Here is an 18,861-nt window from a genome sequence, read left to right on the forward strand (position 1 = left end):
ATGCCCGCCTATAACAAGGCCGATCTCGAACGCCGCATGCATGGCGCCGTGGAATCGCTGAAGGGCGATCTTGGCGGCCTGCGCACCGGCCGCGCCAACACCTCGCTGCTCGATCCGGTGACGGTCGAAGTCTATGGTTCGCACATGCCGCTGAACCAGCTCGCCACCGTCACGGTGCCCGAACCGCGCCTGATTTCGGTGCAGGTGTGGGACAAGTCGAACGTGACCCCGGTGGACAAGGCGATCCGCTCGGCTGGCCTTGGCCTCAACCCGATCGTCGACGGCCAGACGCTGCGCCTGCCGATCCCGGATCTGACCGAGGAGCGCCGCAAGGAACTGGCCAAGCTGGCCGGGCAATATGCCGAAAAGGCGAAGATCGCGGTCCGCAACGTCCGCCGCGACGGCAATGATGCGCTCAAGGCCGACGAAAAGAAGGGCGAGATCAGCGAGGACGAGCGCAAGCGTTTCGAAACCGAGGTGCAGAAGCTGACCGACGGCACGATCGCCGATATCGACGCGGCGGCTGCGGCCAAGGAAAAGGAAATTCTCGGCAAGTGAACGCCGCCACCGCCTCGACGCTGTCGGCCAGCGGCGGTGGGGCGGGCGTGCCCCGCCATGTTGCCATCATCATGGATGGCAATGGCCGCTGGGCGAAGGCGCGCCACCTGCCGCGCGTGGCGGGCCACCGCAAGGGGGCCGAAGCCGTGCGCGCAACGATCCGCGCCGCCGGCGAACTCGGCATCGAGGTGCTGACGCTCTACGCCTTCTCGTCGGAAAACTGGCGCCGCCCCGAAGAGGAGGTGTCCGACCTCAAGGGCCTGTTGCGGCATTATCTGCTGGCCGAGCTGGACGAACTGGCCAGCAACGGCATCCGGCTGAAGGTGATCGGGGATTACACCCGCTTCGGGCCGGAGCTGACCCGGATGCTGGACGATGCGATCGCCCGCACGGCGGACAACCGCTCGACCACGCTGGTGATCGCGCTCAATTACGGTTCGCAGGATGAACTGGTGCGCGCCGCCCGCGCGCTGGCCGAAGATGCCCGTGCCGGCCGGATCGCGCCCGATGCGATCGACGTCGCGGCGATCGAGGCGCGGCTCGACACGGCGGATCTGCCGCCGCCGGATCTGGTGATCCGCACGTCGGGCGAACATCGCCTGTCCAATTTCCTGCTGTGGCAGGCGGCCTATGCCGAGCTGCTGTTCGTCGATACGCTGTGGCCCGATTTCGGTCGTGACGATCTGTTCGCGGCCGTTGCGGATTATGGGCGCCGCAACCGGCGCTTCGGAGGGCTATGAACGATCCGGCCGCCGTGCCTCCGACATCTTCGCCCGCGCGCTCCAGTGAACTCAAGACGCGGATCCTGAGCGGCGCGGTGATGATGGCGGTTGCGCTGGCCTGTCTGGGGGCGGGCGGCTGGCCGTTCCGTATCCTCGCCACGGCCGCCGCTGTCGCGATGATGGCCGAATGGGCGGCCCTGATGAAGGCCGCGCGCTGGAAGGTCGTGATCGCGTCGCTGGCCGCCTTCGCGCTGGTGCTGGGGCTGGGCGAGATCGCGGTGACGCCGGAATATTGGCTGGGCCATTCGGCGAGCGCGTTGCGACCGATCCTGGCGATCACCGGCCTGGCGGCGGTGCTGCTGGCGCTCGTCACGTTCAGCGCGCGTATCGGCATCGGCCTCGTCTATGTCGCGCTGCCGGCGCTGGCCTTGATCTATCTGCGCGCGCAGGAAGGGCTGGTCGTCACGATCTGGGCGATGGCGCTGGTCTGGGCGACGGACATCGGCGCCTATTTCTCCGGCCGCAAGTTCGGCGGGCCGAAGCTCGCGCCCCGGATCAGCCCGAACAAGACGTGGGCGGGCCTGATCGGTGGCGTCATCGCCGCCGAACTGCTCAGCCTAGCCTTTTCCTTCGGCCTCGGCCTGTCCTGGGTCGCGGCCTATTTCGCGACCTTCCTCGCGGTCTGCGCGCAGATCGGCGATCTGTTCGAAAGCTGGCTGAAGCGCCGGGCCGGGGCGAAGGATTCGAGCCGCCTGTTGCCGGGCCATGGCGGCGTGCTCGATCGGCTGGATGGCCTCGTGCCGGTCGCGGTGATCGTCGCCGGCCTGTCGATCCTCGGGTGGCTGCTGTGACGCGCACCGTCAGCATTCTCGGCGCGACCGGATCGGTCGGCACCTCGACGCTCGACCTTATCGAACGCAATCGCGATGCCTTCTCGGTCGTCGCGCTCACCGCGAACAGCGATGTCGCCGGACTGGCGGCAGCCGCGAAACGCACCGGCGCGCGCTTCGCCGCGATCGGCGATACCCGGCTGGGCGGTGCGCTGGCCGATGCGCTGGCCGGCACCGGCATCGAAACGGCGGCGGGCGAAGCCGCGCTGGCCGAAGCGGCGGCGCGCGATGCCGATTGGACGATGGCGGCGATCGTCGGCTGCGCGGGGCTGAAGCCGGTGATGGCGGCGCTGCGGCGCGGCGCCACGGTCGCGCTCGCCAACAAGGAATCGCTGGTGTCGGCCGGCGATGTGATGATGCAGGCGGCGCAGGCGCACGGCGCGACGCTGCTACCCGTCGATTCCGAACATAACGCCATTTTTCAGTGCCTCGATCACGCCAATCTGGCGGCGGTCGGCCGGATCATCCTGACGGCGAGCGGCGGGCCGTTCCGTACATGGAGCCTCACCGAAATGGCGGCGGTGACGCCGGAACGCGCGGTGCAGCATCCCAACTGGTCGATGGGCGCCAAGATCTCGATCGATTCGGCGACGATGATGAACAAGGGCCTCGAACTGATCGAGGCGCACCATCTGTTCCCGGTCGGCCATGATCGCATCGAAATCCTCGTTCACCCGCAGTCGGTGATCCATTCGATGGTCGAATATGTCGACGGATCGACGCTGGCCCAGCTCGGCACGCCGGACATGCGCACGCCGATCGCGCACGCGCTCGCCTGGCCGGAACGGATGGCGGCGCCGGCGGAACGGCTGGATCTGGCGCGGATCGGATCGCTCAGCTTCGAGGCGCCGGATGCGGTGCGCTTCCCCGCGCTCGCCCTTGCGCGCGGCGCGGTCGAGGCAGGTGGCGCCCGCCCGGCCATTCTGAACGCCGCGAACGAGCAAGCGGTCGCCGCATTTCTCGCGCGACGTATCGGTTTTCTCGATATTGCGGCAATCGTAGCGAAAGTATTGGATCGCTATGATCCATCGTCGCCCACCAGCCTCGACGAGGTGCTTGCGGTCGATGCCGAAGCGCGCCGGCTGGCGATGGAGATGATGGAGGTGAAGGCCGCGTGATCGAATCCCCCGGTATCCTGCTCACCGTGGTCGCGTTCCTGCTCGTCATCGGGCCGCTGATCTTCATCCACGAACTCGGCCATTATTATGCCGGGCGCCTGTTCGGCGTGAAGGCGGAAGCCTTTTCGATCGGCTTCGGGCGCGAACTGATCGGCTGGACGGACAAGCGTGGCACGCGCTGGCGCATCGCGGCGCTGCCGCTTGGCGGCTATGTCCGCTTCGCTGGCGACATGAACCCGGCGAGCGCGCATGTGCCGACGCCCGAATGGCTGGCGCTGCCGCCCGAGGAACGCAACAAGACCTTCCAGTCCAAGCCCTTGTGGCAGCGTTTCATCATCGTCGCGGCCGGCCCGCTGACCAATTTCCTGTTCGCGATCCTCGTGTTCATGGCGGTGTTCGCCGTCAACGGGCAGGCGCGGACGCCGGCGGTGCTGGCGTCGGTCGAACCGGGCACGGCCGCCGCTGCGGCGGGCCTGATGCCGGGCGATCGCGTCACCGCGATTTCGGGCCAGACGATCGACCGGTTCGAGGATATTCCGCGCATCGTCTCGATCCGCCCGGACGAGGTGGTGCAGCTCGATATCGTCCGCGATGGCGAGCCCCGCAGCCTGAGCGCGCGGATCGGCGCGGAGGTGGAGGGCGATCGCTTCGGCAACGAATTCCGCGTCGGCCGGCTCGGCGTGCGGCCGGGTCAGCCGGTGTGGGTGGACGTGCCCTTCTGGCAATTGCCCGGCGCGGCGATCGGCCAGACGGCGGACGTCGTGCGGATGATGGTCGATACGCTCGGCCAGATCATCACCGGCCGGCGTTCGGTGAAGGAACTTGGCGGTCCGTTGAAGATCGCCCAGATTTCGGGTCAGCAGGCGACGCTCGGCTGGTTCGATTTCGTGCTGTTCATGACGATGATCTCGATTAATCTGGGATTCATCAATCTATTGCCAATTCCTTTGCTGGATGGCGGCCATCTGCTCTTCTACACCGTCGAAGGCGTGGTGCGCCGGCCGCTCAATCCGGCGGTTCAGGAGTGGGCGTTCCGGACGGGCCTTGCAATCCTGCTGGCCTTCATGGTGTTCGTGACCGCCAACGATCTGGCGTCTTTCGGAGTATGGCAGCGGCTTGCCGGGTTGATCGGCTGACGGGGATCAGGCAGGGCTTGCGGTGGGAGAGGCGCCGTCCGTTCGGATGGCGCCATATTTTAGGACAAGGGCGGGAACGCGTGACGGCAATTAGCGGACGTACCATCGGGGGCGAACAACAGGCCGTGGGATCGTTCCGGCGTATCGCGCCGCTATTGATGGTGGGCACCGTGCTGGGCGGGCTGCCCGCTGCGGCGCTGGCGCAGGTGGCGCCTGCTGCCCCGGCCGCCCCGGCGCAGTCGGCGGCGCCCCTGGGTCTGCCGGGCAGCGGCGTGATCCGGTCGATCAACGTGGCCGGTTCGCAGCGTCTGGAGCCGGATACAGTGCGCTCCTACGTCAAGCTGCGGGCGGGCGATCCATACACGCGCGAGGCGCTGGATCAGGCGCTCAAGGATCTCTACGCGACCGAATTGTTCGCCGACGTCCAGATCCGCGACGACAAGGGCGCGCTCACCATCCAGGTGCGCGAAAACCCGGTGATCAACCGCATCGTGCTGGAAGGCAATAAGCGCCTGAAGGACGAGAAGATTCGTCCCGAAATCCGGCTTGCCCCGCGCCAGATCTTCACGCGTTCCAAGGCGCGCGCGGACGTTGCGCGGATCATCGAACTCTATCGTCGTCAGGGCCGCTTCGCCGCCACGGTCGAGCCGAAGATGGTCCAGCTCGATCAGAACCGCGTCGATATCGTCTTCGAAATCAACGAAGGTGCGAAGTCCAAGGTTCGCCAGATCAACATCATCGGCAACCAGAATTATTCCGCCGGCGATCTGCGCAGCGAGATGGCGACCAAGGAATCGCGCTGGTTCCGCCTGTTCTCGTCGGGCGACAGCTACGATCCCGACAAGATGGCGTATGACCAGCAGAAGCTGCGCCAATATTATCTGACGCAGGGCTATGCCGATTTCCGCGTCATCTCGGCCGTGGCCGAACTCACGCCCGACAAGCGCGATTTCATCATCACCTATGTGATCGAGGAAGGGCAGCGCTACAAATTCGGCGCGGTCGACGTGGAAAGCGAAATCCGCGACATCCGGCCGGAAACGCTGAAGGCGCTGGTCCGCATCCGCCAGGGCGACTGGTATAATGCGAAGCTCGTCGAAGATACGGTCGACAGCATCACCGAGACGACCGGCCTGCTCGGCTTCACCCCCGATGTCCGCCCGGATTTCGTGCGCGACAAGGATGCGCTCACCATGTCCGTCACCTTCAAGGTGGCGGATGCCCCGCGCGTCTATGTCGAAGCGATCAACATCAACGGCAACACGCACACCAAGGACAAGGTGATCCGTCGCGAATTCCGCCTGTCGGAAGGCGATGCGTTCAACAGCTTCCGGGTCAAGCGGTCGCGCGATCGCATCCAGTCGCTCGGCTATTTCCAGGAAAAGCTGGAGATCGAGCAGAAGCCCGGCTCGGCGCCCGATCGCGTCGTGCTCGAAGCCAATGTCGAAGAAAAGTCGACCGGCGAACTGCAGGTCTCGGCCGGCTTCTCGAGCCTTGAAAAGTTCATCATCGATCTTTCGATCCGTGAACGCAATTTCATGGGCAAGGGCCAGGAAGTCCGCGCCGGCGTCAATTATTCCAGCTATTCGAAGTCGATCGAGCTGGGCTTCACTGAGCCCTATTTCATGGACAAGAACATCGCTGTCGGCGGCGACATCTTCCGTCGCGACTACAACTCGTTCCGTTACAACGGCAACGATCGCGACACGACCTATGAACAGACGACGACGGGTTTCCAGATCCGCGCCGGCCTGCCGCTGACCGAATATACCAGCCTCGCGCTGCGTTACGGCCTCACCTATGACGACGTGTCGCTCGACAAGAACACCTTCTATACGGTGGGTGAGAATGGCGAGTTGTTCTGCGATCCGCTGCTCGCCGGTCGTTATCTCTGCGATGCGGTGGGCAAGCGCTGGACGTCGTCGGTCGGCTACAGCCTGGTGTTCGACACGCTGAACAATCGCCTGCGGCCGAGCCGTGGCCAGCGCGTCATCATCAGCCAGGATTTCGCCGGGCTGGGCGGCGACGTGAAATATATCCGCACCCGCTTCGACGCCGACAAATATTGGAATCTGGGCAGCGGCTTCATCTTCTCGGTCGGTGCCGAAGGTGGCGCCATCGTCCCGCTGCAGAACAGCCCGGGGCCGGGCCAGGATGCGGTGCGGCTGACCGACCGCTTCTTCCTAGGCGAACCGCAGATGCGCGGTTTCGACATTCGCGGCATCGGCCCGCGCGTGCTGCGCATCCCTTATGATGCTAACGGCAACTTGGCGACTGATCGGAACCAGATTTCCGACGATGCCCTTGGTGGCCGCTACTATTATCTTACGCGTGCCGAACTTGAGATTCCGCTTGGTTCGGGCGCTCGTGAGCTCGGCTTGCGTCCGTCGCTGTTTGTCGATGTCGGTTCGGTTTGGGGCGTCAAGCAGCCGGAACCCACCGCCGTATTCGTGGACAAGAATAACGACGGTAAGCTCGATACGATCAACGATCCTATCTACCGGGATATACGTGATATAAACGGCAATCAGCTGTACACGTACGTGGACAGCACGACTAACCAGACCGCCTATACGACTTGTGTGGCAGGCACGCCGGACAGCAGTGGCGCGTGCGTCGGGAGCAACCCGAACCCCAAGGCTCAGCAGGCATATGGCCCATGGGAGGAGCGCTTCCTGGGCGACACCTGGAAGCCGCGCGTTTCGGTCGGCTTCGGGGTCAACTGGAACTCGCCGTTCGGGCCGTTCCGCATCGATATCGCCAAGGCGCTGGTCAAGCGCGAAGGGGATGATACCAAGCTCTTCACGTTCAACGTAGGGACACAATTCTGATGAAGACCATTCTGAAGGCGGTCGCCACGGCCGCGGTGATCGCGGCTGTTCCGGGCGTTGCCTCGGCGCAGAAGGCCCCGGGTGCGGTGATTGTCACCATCGACACCCAGAAGGTCTATGCGGACTGCAACGCCTGCAAGGCGGCGCAGACCCAGCTGCAGACCCAGGCTCAGCAGATCCAGCAGCTCGCCCAGAGCCTCGGCCAGCCGATCCAGACCGAAGCCGAAGCCATCCAGAAGGCCGCTGGCGGCAAGGCGCCCGACGCCGCGCTGCAGGCCCGCATCCAGGCGCTCGAAACCAAGCAGACGGCCGCCAACCAGCAGCTTCAGCAGCGCCAGCAGCAGTTCCAGCGCAACCGCGCTTATGTTGCGCAGCAGATCGGCCAGAAGCTGAACCCGATCATCAGCCAGGTGATGACGGCGCGTGGCGCCAACCTCGCCGTCGATACGGGTGCGACGCTCGCCGCGTCCTCGTCGCTCGATGTCACCAACGATGTGCTCGCGCAGCTCAACACGCAGCTGCCCAGCGTCAGCACCACCGCTCCGGCCGCTCCGGCCCCGGCGAGCCGCTGATCCGGTGAGCGACGCAAGCGATACGGCAGGCGCCAGCGCCGTCGAAAACCGGGGCCCGCTGGATATCCGGCGGGTGCTGGCGGCGTTGCCGCACCGTTATCCGATGCTGCTGGTCGATCGTGTCGAGGAACTGATCCCCGACCGGTCGATCGCCGCGATCAAGGCGGTGACGATCAACGAACAATTCTTCCAGGGGCATTTCCCCGGCCGGCCGATCATGCCGGGCGTTCTGATTGTCGAGGCGCTGGCGCAGGCCGCCGGCGTGCTCGCGGTTGAATCGCTCGGCCTCGCCGGCTCCGGCAAGCTCGTCTATTTCATGGCGATCGACGAGGCGAAGTTCCGCACGCCGGTCGAACCAGGCGTGCTGCTGCGGCTGGAGGTCGAATTCGTTCAGAAGCGGGCGAGCGTGTGCAAGTTCGCCGGTCGCGCGCTGATCGACGGCAAGGTGGCCGCGCAGGCCAACTTCACCGCGATGATCGCGGATCCGCCGGCGGCGTGATCCCGGCGCGATAACGCGCCAGATCCTCACGGGTGTTGATATTCGCCGGGTCGGCCGCCAGCGCCACCCGGCGAACCTGTTTATGGGCGATCCACGATCGCATCGCCCGATCGCCATCTCCGGCCAGCCACGCGATCAGATCGTCCGCCATGGCGGCGGGCCACAGGCCGAGCAATGGCTGGCCCTGCACCACGGCCGGGGCAGGGGCGAGGCGTTCGGCCAGATCGTCGGGCAGGTCGGGCAGGTCGCAGCCGCTGGTCAGCACCAGATCATGGCCCGCCGCCTGGGCGTGGCGGAGCGCGCCCGCCAATGCACCCAGCGGGCCAAGGCCCGGGGCAGGGGCGTCGGCCACCTGGTCACGGCCCGGCCAGGCGCGGCCGACGATCACGACGGCGTTGCACTGGCCGGCAAGGCGATCGGCGACATGGTCGATCATCGCGCGTCCGTCGATCGGCGCGGCATGCTTGTCACCACCGAAGCGGCGGGCCGCGCCGCCCGCGAAGATCGCGCCCAGGATCGTCATGAGGGCGGGCATCCCCCGCCGGCGCGGCCTTGTCAATCACGGCCATGGCGGCTATGGCCGCGCCTTCGATTTGCCCCGGCTGGTCGGAAACCAGCCATATAAGGAGCCCGAGTGATGAAGAAGGACATTCACCCCGACTACCACATGATCAAGGTCCAGATGACGGACGGCACCGTCTTCGAGACCCGTTCGGTCTGGGGCAAGGAAGGCGACACGCTGCAGCTCGACATCGACCCGACCGTCCACCCGGCGTGGACCGGCGGCAAGTCGCAGCTCCTCGACGCCGGTGGCCAGGTTGCGCGCTTCAACAAGCGCTTCGGCGGCCTCACGCTCGGCAAGAAGTAAGTGGTTCGGGCGCCGGCGGCCACGCCCCGGCGCCCTTATCCCCGCGCGCACCGATAACGGCAGCGCGCGTCGCCCGAGGCATCGGCCCGGCGACACGGCCGGTCGCGATTATCGGCCGGTTCGGAAATCCTTCCGATTTTGACCCTCGACGACACGGCGCACAGGCCATAGAGGCATGGCGATGCTTTTGTTCGATCGGCTCTTCAAGACGCTGTTCTGGGTCGCCCTGATCCTCGTTTACACGGCGGCGATTCTTCCGCCGGCCGAAGCCCCACGGATCACTTCGTGGGACAAGGCCGAACATATGATCGCCTTCTTCACCCTCGCAGCACTCGGCGGCCTCGCCTGGCGACGCGTGCCATTGTGGCGAATCGCGGTGATTCTGGCCGGCATCGGCGCGGCGATCGAGTTCACCCAGGCCATTCCGGGGCTGAATCGCGATCCCAGCAGCGCGGATTTCGTGGCGGATTGCGTCGCGATCGTGGTCGGGCTGGCGCTTGCCGCGCTGCTCCGCGCCCGCCTGTTGCGGGCCTGAAGCGACCCTCGCGATTATTCGCTTGTTCGCAAAACATTAACCATGCCAGATTAACCCCGGTTAACGAGCAGCCGTCTCGCCGGGGCGTGGGGACGCATCGGCGGGCGGCCAAGAGGGGTCGTCATGTCTTTATTGTGCCGGCTGGGGCATCATCGCAGCGAAGCGCCCGGCGTGTGGAATGATGGATTATATTTCGGGCGCTGTGGCCGTTGCGGCGAACAATTGATCCGCCGGCCCGATCAGGCCTGGACCCGCGTTCCGCAGGATTATGTGGTCGTGTGGGCCGATCGCCGCCCGCAACCGACGGCGCGCTAAACCTTCCACCCGGAATCGCTACTTAGGGCACTCGGCCCGACTGTGTCGGCGCGAACGCTCTAAGCTTTGGGTCTACAGCGTTTTTCGAGTCAGCAGGTGATCCTACCTGCCTGGAAAGCACCCTAAGGTATGCCTGCGGCCTCGCGGCGGGCCTGTTCGCGTTCCTCGCGCGCCTGGCGCATCAACTGCTGCATGCAGCCGGTGGCGCCGCCCGATCCCACCGGCGAACAGCTGTTGGGGGTGCCGATCCGGCTGACATATTCCAGCTGGCGCACGGTGTTCGACCATGCCTGCTGGGCGGGCTCGGCCTTCTTGCCGCGAAAGCGCTTGGGCACGCGATAGCGCTCGCTCTCCGGCTCGCGGCCGCAGACGACGATCTCGTCGGTGGAGCTGCGCGGGCAGGGATCATCGCCATAGACGACCAGCGCGGACACCTTTTCCGGCGGTGTCGCGGCGGGAGTCGCGGCGGCATCGTCGGGCGTCTGTGCGTGGGCTGTGCCGGCAAGCAGCCCGGCACATAATAAAGCGCTCGCGAATCTGCGCAGCATCAATTCATCCCCGGATCGTCGGAATGGCATTCAGACCATGCCGCGCCTGACGCTGGCCTGAACGGTCAGAATTCGATGCCGGCCTTGTCGCCGCGCGCCTCGCGTTCCTCGCGCGCCTTGCGCGCCAGTTCGCGATAGCAGCCCGATGCGCCGCCCGATCCCACCGGCGAACAGCTCATCGCGCCCGATGCGCCGACATATTCCAGGCTCTTGGCGCGATCGCCCCAGCGCGCGGCCGCCGCCTCGCCCGATTCGCCGCGCAGTTCCTCGGGAATGCGATAGCGTTCATTTTCCGGGGCGCGGATGCAGATCGTGTCGCGCGGGCAGGGATCGCTGCCGAAGACCGTCTTGGTCGGAATGCTCGACTGGGCGGCGGCGGGCAGCGACGGCAGCGCCGTCGTGACGACAAGGCCAAGAAGGCCGGCGCCGAATGCGGACAACATCTTCATATGCCGTGGCCTCCTGCCTTCATTGCGGGACAACGCCCCTGTCGTCCCTGCGTAACCCGGTTTCACAACTTCTTCGACAGCGCGATCGCCGCACGGCATCCCAGCCGGATGGCGCCCGAAAGCAGAGGATAAGCGGGTGCTTCCTCCGCTCCATGCGCGATCGCAATGTCGCGATGTTCGGCCTCCTCGGCGCGGAACTCCGCAATCGCCTCGGCGAGCTCGGGGTCGCTGTCACCCAGCTCGTCCAGCTGCTCGCCATAATGGCGGTCGATCTCGGTCTCGATTGCGGCGGTGCATGCCATCGCCGCCTTGGGCCCGATCAGCGCGGTGGCCGCGCCCAGCGCGAAGCCGGCGACATTCCACAGCGGTTGCAGCGCCGTCGGCCGCACGCCGCGTTCGGCGATCATCGCGTCGAAACGCTGGCGGTGTCGCTCCTCCTGCTGCGCCATGCGGGCGATCAGCCGGTTGCCGGGCGCATGATCGCCCATCACCGCAAGCTGGCCCGCATAGATGCGGGTTGCGCCATATTCACCGGCCTGATCGACGCGGAGCATCGCGGCACGGGCTTTTTCGGCGGGCGGGATCATTTGGCGCGCTTCAGGCATAGCGCCAATATAGTCGCTCCGCCGGCAAGGGAAATGATCGCGTTCCATCCGGCGAGCGAAATGCCGAACAGCTGCCACTGCACCTCGTCGCAACGGACCAGCGGCGCGGACATGATATCCGCCAGCACGTCGCCCGATCCGCCGATCGAGCTGCACTGGGTCAACCCTTCCCACCAGCCATATTCGACACCGGCATGGAAGGCGCCGATCGCGCCGCTGGCTATGATCGCGATGCCGGCAAGGATGGTGAGCGGGCGTGCGGCCGAAGCCACGGCGAAGGCCAGCAGGGCCAGCACGATGGCGGCATAATGGGGCCAGCGCTGCCAGTGGCACATTTCGCAAGGGTAAAGCCCGCCAATATATTGCGAGCCGAGCGCGCCAGCCATCAGGGCGGTTGGCAGAAGAAGCGCGAACAGGCGCGCGGTGGCAAGTCGGGTCATAAAGGGTGGATAGCCCCGAAACGATCACCCGTCACCCCGGCAGCGGGCCGGGATGACGGGAAAGGAAATGCGCTTATCGCTTGCCGCCCTTCGCGCCGCCGGCGGCGGCCGTCACCACGGCGGGCTTGCCCAGCCGCGCGATCGCCTTGACCGCATAATCGAGCTGGAAGTCCTCGACCCCCGCTTTCTCAAGCTGGGTCGCGGTCTGGATGAAGCGCGGATCGGCCTTGGTGTCGTCCTCAAGCACGCTGTCGTCCACCTTGGCCTCGTTGATCAGGTGGCGGCGCAGATCGGCTTCGCGCAGGCGCGGGCGATCCTTGAAGTCGGGGTCGGAAAGCTGGGGCACCTTGATGTCGGGCTGGATGCCGCCTTCCTGCACCGAGCGGCCCGAAGGGGTGAAATAGCGCGCCGTCGTCAGCCGCAGCGCCGATTCCTCGGTCAGCGGCAACAGCGTCTGCACCGATCCCTTGCCGAAGCTGCGTTCGCCCATCACCAGCCCGCGCCGGTGATCCTGCAACGCGCCGGCGACGATTTCGGCGGCCGAGGCCGAACCGGCGTCGATCAGCACCACGACTGGCAGGCCATGGGCGAAATCGCCGGGGCGGGCATACCAGCGTTCGATGTCCGATTTCTCGCGGCCGCGCTGCGATACGATCTCGCCACGGTCGAGGAAGGCGTCCGACACCTCGATCGCCTGATCGAGCAGGCCGCCGGGGTTGGAACGGAGGTCGACGACATAGCCGAGCGGCTGGCCGCCCACGGCCTTGTCGATCGAAACCAGCGCCGCGCGCACCGCTTCGCCGGTCTGCTTGTTGAAGGTGTTGATGTTGATCACGCCGACGCGATCCTTCACCTCCCACTTGACCGGCTTCAGCGTGATGATCTCACGCGTCAGCGTCACGTCGAACGGCTTGTCGCGGCCGGGACGGACGATCGTCAGCTTGACGGTGGTGCCCGGCTTGCCACGCATCTGGTCCACCGCCTCGTCCAGCGTGCCGCCATAGATCAGCTTGCCGTCGAGGTGGGTGATATAGTCGCCCGCCTTCAGGCCGGCCTTGAACGCCGGCGTATCCTCGGTCGGCGTGATGATCTTGACCGCGCCGTCCTCCATCGAAACGGTCAGGCCAAGGCCGCCATAAGCGCCGTCGGTCTGCGTCCGCAGATTCTGATAGTCGCGCGAATCGAGATAGGAGCTGTGCGGATCGAGGCTGGCGAGCATCCCGTCGATCGCGCCCTTGATCAGCGTCTTGTCGTCCACCTTGTCGACATATTCGGATCGCACGCGATCGAACACGCTCATGAACTGGTCCATCTCGCGGAAGGTTTCCGCCTCGGTCGCGCCGATCGCGGATGTCATCGCCGGAACCAGCGCAACGGCGCTGACAAGCAGAGCGGAACGCAACAATAATCTGGCCATCGACAAGGTGCCTTCGCTGAATTTGGCCGTCACGTTACAGCTTTTCCGGTGGCCGCAATAGGGGCGCTGGTCGAAAAGCCCGGGACGATCCAGGGTCGGTGATTCGGGATGAAGTGGGGATGAACAACGGCCGCCATGCGCCTCAGGTCCGGCCGAGCAGGGGCACGATGTCGACGGGTTCGCCGTTGCGCCGCAGTTCGATGGTGACGCCGGCGGGGCCGCCATGGGCGCGGCCCAGCGGGCTGCCCTGATCCACCGCCTCGCCCACATTGGCGCTCAGCGTGGTCATGCCGGTGACAAGGCTGGTCCAGCCGCCGCCATGTTCGACGATGACGATATTGTCATAGCCACGGAACGGCCCGGCATAGGCCACGCGGCCCTGCGCCGGGGCGACGACGAGCGCGTCGGTTTCCGCGCCGATCGTCAGGCCGCGCGCCCGCACGCCCGCTTCGGAAATCTCGCCCAGCCCCTGCACGAGCTTGCCGTTGACTGGCAGGCGATAGGCCAGCTGCGTCGCGGCGCGGTTCGCTTCGTCCTCGGGCGGCAGTGACGCCTGGCCCGGCACAAGCGGGCGGAGCACCGGGCCGGGCAGGGCGGCGAGCCGTTCGCCGACGCTGGCCCGATTGTCGACGCGGCTCATCAGGTCGTTCAGGCTGCGCGCCTCCTCGCCCAGGGCCAGTGCGCGGTCGGATTGGTTCATCGACGCATCGGTCAGCGCCTGGGCGCGCACCTGCTGCTGGATTTCGAGCGTGGCGAGCGCGGCGCGTTCCTGCCGCAGCCGGTTGCGGCCGTCGCGCAGATTGGCGGCTGCGGCGTCGGCCTGCCGCTGCAGCCGCACGCCCTGATCGACTTCGCGGCGCAAATCCGCCGTGCGCTCGTGAATCGCGGGGAGCTGGGTGGCCAGAAGCGCGCGCACATGGACGAGATCGTCGAGCGATCCGGGCTGGACGAGCGCCAGCACCGGCGGGCGCTGCGCCATCGTCTGCAGTGCCGCGGTCAGGCGGATGATCGGTTGCTGCTGCGCCGCCAGCCGCGCGCGCTGCCCCGAACGCAGGGCGGCGACGCGTTTCACCTCGGTCTCCGCGCTGCTGATCTCGGCCTCGGCGGCCACCACGCGGGTCGCCACGGCGGCCTTGGCCGCGCGGGCGCGGGCTGCTTCGTCCAGCGCCTGCGTGGCCTGGCTCTCCAGTTGCACGGCGCGGCGCTCGGCCGCCTCGGCTTCGCGCTGAACCTCGCCCAGCCGGTCGTCGCCGGCGGGGCCCTGCGCGATCGCCAGCCCCGTGCTCGCGCCCAGCGCGAGGATCGACAGGGTCAGGAACGCGCGGGCCACCGATCAGCCTTCGCGATGATAAGGGTGGCCGGCGAGGATGCTGGTCGCCCGCCACAATTGTTCGGCCAGCATGGCGCGGGCCAGCATGTGTGGCCAGGTGGCGGCGCCGAAGGCGAGCAGCAGGTCCGCGCGTTCGCGCTCGGCTGCTTCATGGCCGTCGGCGGCGCCGATCAGGAAACGGACCTCGCGGCGCCCGTCGTCGCGCCAGCGGCCCAGCTTCTCCGCGAAGGCCAGCGACCCCATTTGCTGGCCTTTTTCGTCGAGGGCGACGAGGATCGCGTCCGTCGCCAGCTCCGGCGCGCGGCCGCCCTTGTCGGGCAGCTCGGTCACGCGCGTCGGCCAGCTGATCCGCTTCAGATAACGGTCGACCAGTTCAGCCTCGGGGCTGCGGCCGATCTTGCCTCGTGCAACGATGTGCAGCAGCAAGGATCAGGCTTCACCGGCCGGGGGGGATTCCGCTGCATCCACGACCGGACGGCGCTCTTCTTCAAAGCCCCACATCCGTTCGAGATTGTAGAAGCTGCGCACTTCGGGGCGGAACAGGTGGACGATCACGTCCCCGGCGTCGATCAGCACCCAGTCGGCGGTCGGCAGCCCTTCAAGCCGGGCGATGCGGCCGGTTTCCTGCTTGATGCGATCGGCCAGCTTCTGCGCCATCGAAGCCACCTGGCGCGACGAACGGCCGCTCGCGATCACCATGTGATCGGCGATGCTGCTCTTGCCGGCTAGCGGGATCGAGACGGTTTCGACGGCTTGGTCGTCGTCGAGCGAGCGGAGCACCAGCTGATGCAGCACGGCGGACGGCTCGGGTTCGTTGGTGCCCGGAAGGGCGGCGGTACTGGCGGGCAAAGTGCCTCCTAGTCGATGCACCGGCGCGTCACGGGGTCGCGCAGGGCGTGTTGTTGAAATGCGTGAAACCAACCCGGGTTCGTTGCCCGCAAGCGCGTGGCGGATCCGGGGTCGGGGCGAAAGCGCAGCAGCACGAGCGCCGGCGGTCTCCACGTCGTCCAGTTTCGCGCCTGGCTTGCGGGCCGGACGAAATGCCGCAGCCAGCCCATCGCCCTCGTAGCGTGGGCCTGTCCATCATAGCCGGGACGGGCGATGACGGCAATCGGAACCGTCCGCGCGATCTTCCGCCAGTCGCGCCAGCGGTGGAACTGGACGAGATTGTCCGATCCCATCAGCCAGATGAAGCGGCGATGCGGGTATAGCCGGACGAGCCGGGCAAGCGTTTCGGCGGTGTAGCGGGTGCCCAGCCGGCGTTCGATCGCGGTGGCGCGAATCGGTGCGCGGCGGGCCATGGCACGGGCGCTGGCGAAGCGGGCGGCTAGCGGCGCCATATCGTGCGCGCCGTCCTTCAGCGGATTGCCGGGCGATACCAGCCACCAGGCCTCGTCGAGCGCCAGCGCGTCGATGGCGGCAAGCGTCACCCGCCGATGGGCGCGGTGCGCCGGATTGAACGAGCCGCCGAGCAGGCCGGTGGCGATCCGGCTTTTGCTCAAGGCCGCGTCTGTCCTGTGCCGCGGACCACCCATTTATAGGTCGTCAGCCCTTCCAGCGCGACCGGGCCGCGGGCGTGGAGACGCCCCGTGGAGATGCCGATTTCCGCCCCCAGCCCGAATTCCCCGCCATCGGCGAACTGGGTGGAGGCGTTCCACATCACGATCGCCGAATCGACTTCGGCGAGGAAGCGTTCGGCCACCTCGGCGTCCTCGGTGACGATCGCGTCGGTGTGGTGGGAGGCGTGGTCGGCGATGTGGCTGATCGCCTCGCCGACGCCGTCGACGAACTTGATCGAGCAGATGCCGTCGAGATACTCCGTGTCCCAATCCTCCTCCCCGGCGGGCAGGATACGCGGGTCGAGCGACTGGATTTCGGACGTGCCGCGCAGCTCGCAGCCGGCATCGAGCAGGTTGGCGAGGATCGGGCGGGGATCGGCGAAAGCACGGTCGACTAGCAGGGTTTCGGTCGCGCCGCAGACGCCGGTGCGGCGCATCTTGGCATTGACCGCGAGCGCCGCCGCCTTGGCCGGATCGGCCGCGCCGTCGATATAGGTGTGGTTGATCCCGTCGAGATGGGCGAGCACCGGCACGCGGGCTTCGGACTGGACGCGCGCCACCAGCGATTTACCGCCGCGCGGCACGATGATGTCGATCAGCCCGGTGGCCTTGAGCATGGCGCCCACCGCCGCGCGATCGGTGACGGGCACGAGCTGGATCGCATCTTCGGGCAGGCCGGCGGCGCGCAGCCCTTCGAGCAGGGCGGCGTGGATCGCGCGGCTGCTTTCGATCGCTTCGGATCCGCCGCGCAGGATCGCGGCATTGCCGGCCATCAGCGAGAGCGCGCCGGCATCGGCCGTCACATTGGGCCGGCTTTCGTAGATGATGCCGATCACGCCGAGCGGCACGCGCACCCGGCTGAGTTCGAGCCCGTTGGGCCGGGTGGCGACATCCATCACCTTGCCGACCGGATCGTCGAGCCCGGCCACTGCTTCCAGCCCGGCGGCGATGCCGGCCAGCCGTGCGGGATCGAGCTTGAGCCGATCGAGCATCGCCGGCGACAGGCCGTTCGCCTGCCCGCGCGCCATATCGGCGGCATTGGCGGCAAGGATCGCGGCTTCGCCCGTCCGCAGCGCGGCGGCTGCGGCGCGGAGCGCATCGGCCTTCACCCCGGTCGGCGTGCGCGCCAGCACGGCGGCGGCGGCGCGCGCACGGCGCCCCATGTCGAAGATCAGCGCGTCGGCATCGACGGCGGGAACGGACGGGGCGGGGGCGGCACTGGTCATGATCCGCCGCCCCTATCACGTCCCCCCTCGCTTCGCCACGCCCACGCGGTTATCCTCTGGGTATGACCGGGGAATTCGAAGCAGCCGCCAATGTCGCCACCGGGGCCTGGGTGGCGGGCGCCGTTGATGGCGAGGGGCGCCGCACGGGCGGCCATGGCCATGCGCATGGCGATGACGGGCACACGCATGAAAGCGCCTGCCTGAATTGCGGCACGCCGCTCGCCGGCCATTATTGCCATGAATGCGGGCAGGGCGCGCATCTGCACCGTTCGGCGATGGCGCTAATCCACGACATCGCCCATGGCGTGTTCCATTTCGAAGGCAAGATGTGGGGCACCCTGCCGCTGCTCGCCTGGAAGCCGGGCGAGCTGACCCGCCGCTATATCGCGGGTGAACGCGCGAAGTTCGTGTCGCCGCTGGCGCTGTTCCTGTTCTCGGTATTCCTGATGGTGGCGGTGTTCTCGTGGGTCGGCCTGCCGATCCGCGGCGCCGACCCCGCCACGCTGGAGGACGTGACCGTCGATCTGACCGAGGCCCGCAAGGAAATCGGCGCGGAGAACGACCAGACCGCCGCCAAGATCGCGGCGCTGGAAAAGGAGCGCGACGCGCTGATCAAGGCGGGCGATAATGCCAAGGCGATCAACCAGAATATCGCCGATCTGAAACGCGAAATGGCGATCACCAATATGATGACCGGCCGTGTCGCCGAACAGGCCGGGCGCTCCGACTGGAAGGCATCGACCGGCTGGCCGACGCTGGACAAGGGTATCGAGAAGGCGACCAAGAACCCGGAGCTTCTGCTCTACAAGGTGCAATCCTCCGCCTATAAATTCTCGTGGATGCTGATCCCGATCTCGCTGCCGTTCATCTGGCTGATGTTCGCGTGGCGCTGGCGCTTCGGCCTTTACGACCATGCGATCTTCGCCATCTATTCGCTGGCGGCGATGACATTGCTGGCGGTGATGATGAGCTTTGCCGCGCTGGTGCTGCCGGCGGCCGCGATCATCACGATCATCACCTTCTTTCCGCCGGTCCACATGTACCGGCAGCTGAAAGGGGCCTATTCGCTCGGCTGGTTCAGCGCGCTGTGGCGCACCTGCTTCCTCATGTTTTCGGCCACCTTCGCGGCGACGATCTTCGTGCTGCTGCTGGTGGCGATGGGCGTGACCGGGCATTGACCCGGCATCCGGCGACCCGGCATCCGGCCGTATTTTCGCAGCTTCACGCAACAGGCTCACGCAAG

Annotated in this window: 23 protein-coding genes; 12 read left to right on the forward strand and 11 right to left on the reverse strand. The window is 66.8% G+C overall.

The features are described from left to right. The 8 genes from frr (at position 1) to fabZ (ending at position 8,326) form a co-directional block, all read left to right on the forward strand. On the forward strand, positions 1-558 hold the full coding sequence (gene frr / locus CHB74_RS08775) for a ribosome recycling factor (protein ID WP_089219250.1): 558 nt from the start codon (positions 1-3) through the stop codon (positions 556-558). Beyond that, positions 555-1,298: an isoprenyl transferase gene (locus CHB74_RS08780; RefSeq protein WP_089219251.1), complete on the forward strand. Its 744-nt coding sequence runs from the start codon at positions 555-557 to the stop codon at positions 1,296-1,298. Before frr ends, CHB74_RS08780 begins: the two co-directional genes overlap by 4 nt. Next, complete coding sequence (locus CHB74_RS08785; RefSeq protein WP_089219252.1) at positions 1,295-2,131, forward strand: phosphatidate cytidylyltransferase; 837 nt, start codon at positions 1,295-1,297, stop codon at positions 2,129-2,131. The genes CHB74_RS08780 and CHB74_RS08785 overlap by 4 nt, the downstream gene beginning before the upstream one ends. Next, positions 2,128-3,288, forward strand: coding sequence for a 1-deoxy-D-xylulose-5-phosphate reductoisomerase (locus tag CHB74_RS08790; protein ID WP_089219253.1), 1,161 nt, complete (start codon positions 2,128-2,130; stop codon positions 3,286-3,288). Before CHB74_RS08785 ends, CHB74_RS08790 begins: the two co-directional genes overlap by 4 nt. Then, on the forward strand, positions 3,285-4,424 hold the full coding sequence (locus CHB74_RS08795; RefSeq protein WP_089219254.1) for a M50 family metallopeptidase: 1,140 nt from the start codon (positions 3,285-3,287) through the stop codon (positions 4,422-4,424). Before CHB74_RS08790 ends, CHB74_RS08795 begins: the two co-directional genes overlap by 4 nt. 158 nt (positions 4,425-4,582) lie before the next feature. Further along, entirely contained in the window at positions 4,583-7,255 is a 2,673-nt protein-coding gene (gene bamA / locus CHB74_RS08800; protein WP_089219255.1) for an outer membrane protein assembly factor BamA, read from the forward strand. After that, a complete protein-coding gene (locus tag CHB74_RS08805) occupies positions 7,255-7,827 on the forward strand; it encodes an OmpH family outer membrane protein (protein ID WP_089219256.1) in 573 nt (190 codons plus the stop codon). Before bamA ends, CHB74_RS08805 begins: the two co-directional genes overlap by 1 nt. Before the next feature lie 4 nt (positions 7,828-7,831). Then, the gene (gene fabZ, locus CHB74_RS08810; RefSeq protein WP_089219257.1) at positions 7,832-8,326 is read left to right on the forward strand and encodes a 3-hydroxyacyl-ACP dehydratase FabZ; all 495 of its coding nucleotides are present in this window, start codon (positions 7,832-7,834) and stop codon (positions 8,324-8,326) included. On the opposite strand, the gene mobA is transcribed toward fabZ, so the two are convergent. After that, positions 8,292-8,849, reverse strand: a complete 558-nt coding sequence (mobA, locus tag CHB74_RS08815; RefSeq protein WP_179220772.1) for a molybdenum cofactor guanylyltransferase — start codon at positions 8,847-8,849, stop codon at positions 8,292-8,294. The genes fabZ and mobA overlap by 35 nt on opposite strands. Before the next feature lie 114 nt (positions 8,850-8,963). Here mobA and rpmE point away from each other — a divergent pair, with 114 nt between their 5' ends. The 3 genes from rpmE (at position 8,964) to CHB74_RS08830 (ending at position 10,044) form a co-directional block, all read left to right on the forward strand. Further along, positions 8,964-9,194 carry a 50S ribosomal protein L31 gene (rpmE, locus tag CHB74_RS08820; protein WP_089219259.1) on the forward strand — a complete coding sequence of 77 codons (231 nt, stop codon included), beginning with the start codon at positions 8,964-8,966 and terminating at the stop codon, positions 9,192-9,194. 175 nt (positions 9,195-9,369) lie between these two features. Further along, on the forward strand, positions 9,370-9,729 hold the full coding sequence (locus tag CHB74_RS08825) for a VanZ family protein (protein WP_245842763.1): 360 nt from the start codon (positions 9,370-9,372) through the stop codon (positions 9,727-9,729). A gap of 123 nt (positions 9,730-9,852) precedes the next feature. Then, the gene (locus tag CHB74_RS08830; RefSeq protein ID WP_144033756.1) at positions 9,853-10,044 is read left to right on the forward strand and encodes a hypothetical protein; all 192 of its coding nucleotides are present in this window, start codon (positions 9,853-9,855) and stop codon (positions 10,042-10,044) included. Between the two features lie 122 nt (positions 10,045-10,166). On the opposite strand, the gene CHB74_RS08835 is transcribed toward CHB74_RS08830, so the two are convergent. The 10 genes from CHB74_RS08835 to CHB74_RS08880 all read right to left on the reverse strand — a co-directional run bounded on the left by CHB74_RS08835 (position 10,167) and on the right by CHB74_RS08880 (position 17,618). Continuing rightward, positions 10,167-10,592, reverse strand: a complete 426-nt coding sequence (locus CHB74_RS08835; RefSeq protein WP_089219261.1) for a hypothetical protein — start codon at positions 10,590-10,592, stop codon at positions 10,167-10,169. Between the two features lie 65 nt (positions 10,593-10,657). Next, on the reverse strand, positions 10,658-11,041 hold the full coding sequence (locus CHB74_RS08840; protein ID WP_089219262.1) for a hypothetical protein: 384 nt from the start codon (positions 11,039-11,041) through the stop codon (positions 10,658-10,660). A 62-nt stretch (positions 11,042-11,103) separates the two neighbouring features. Next, the gene (locus tag CHB74_RS08845; protein ID WP_089219263.1) at positions 11,104-11,646 is read right to left on the reverse strand and encodes a demethoxyubiquinone hydroxylase family protein; all 543 of its coding nucleotides are present in this window, start codon (positions 11,644-11,646) and stop codon (positions 11,104-11,106) included. Then, a complete protein-coding gene (locus tag CHB74_RS08850) occupies positions 11,625-12,086 on the reverse strand; it encodes a disulfide bond formation protein B (protein WP_089219264.1) in 462 nt (153 codons plus the stop codon). Before CHB74_RS08850 ends, CHB74_RS08845 begins: the two co-directional genes overlap by 22 nt. Before the next feature lie 73 nt (positions 12,087-12,159). After that, on the reverse strand, positions 12,160-13,503 hold the full coding sequence (locus CHB74_RS08855; RefSeq protein WP_089219305.1) for a S41 family peptidase: 1,344 nt from the start codon (positions 13,501-13,503) through the stop codon (positions 12,160-12,162). 142 nt (positions 13,504-13,645) lie between these two features. After that, on the reverse strand, positions 13,646-14,833 hold the full coding sequence (locus tag CHB74_RS08860) for a murein hydrolase activator EnvC family protein (protein ID WP_089219265.1): 1,188 nt from the start codon (positions 14,831-14,833) through the stop codon (positions 13,646-13,648). Positions 14,834-14,836: 3 nt separating this feature from the next. Next, positions 14,837-15,259, reverse strand: a complete 423-nt coding sequence (locus CHB74_RS08865) for a 23S rRNA (pseudouridine(1915)-N(3))-methyltransferase RlmH (RefSeq protein ID WP_089219266.1) — start codon at positions 15,257-15,259, stop codon at positions 14,837-14,839. Positions 15,260-15,262: 3 nt separating this feature from the next. Further along, positions 15,263-15,682 (reverse strand): ribosome silencing factor, encoded by a 420-nt coding sequence (gene rsfS / locus CHB74_RS08870; RefSeq protein WP_089219267.1) that lies wholly within the window; start codon positions 15,680-15,682, stop codon positions 15,263-15,265. Positions 15,683-15,690: 8 nt separating this feature from the next. Beyond that, positions 15,691-16,368 carry a nicotinate-nucleotide adenylyltransferase gene (locus tag CHB74_RS08875; RefSeq protein ID WP_089219268.1) on the reverse strand — a complete coding sequence of 226 codons (678 nt, stop codon included), beginning with the start codon at positions 16,366-16,368 and terminating at the stop codon, positions 15,691-15,693. After that, positions 16,332-17,618 carry a glutamate-5-semialdehyde dehydrogenase gene (locus CHB74_RS08880; RefSeq protein WP_089219269.1) on the reverse strand — a complete coding sequence of 429 codons (1,287 nt, stop codon included), beginning with the start codon at positions 17,616-17,618 and terminating at the stop codon, positions 16,332-16,334. The genes CHB74_RS08875 and CHB74_RS08880 overlap by 37 nt, the downstream gene beginning before the upstream one ends. 62 nt (positions 17,619-17,680) lie before the next feature. Between CHB74_RS08880 and CHB74_RS08885 the strand changes: the two genes are divergently transcribed. Then, positions 17,681-18,796 carry a DUF3667 domain-containing protein gene (locus CHB74_RS08885; RefSeq protein WP_089219270.1) on the forward strand — a complete coding sequence of 372 codons (1,116 nt, stop codon included), beginning with the start codon at positions 17,681-17,683 and terminating at the stop codon, positions 18,794-18,796. The last annotated feature ends 65 nt before the right edge of the window (positions 18,797-18,861 follow it).

Source organism: Edaphosphingomonas laterariae (assembly GCF_900188165.1).
GTDB lineage: Bacteria > Pseudomonadota > Alphaproteobacteria > Sphingomonadales > Sphingomonadaceae > Sphingomonas_E > Sphingomonas_E laterariae.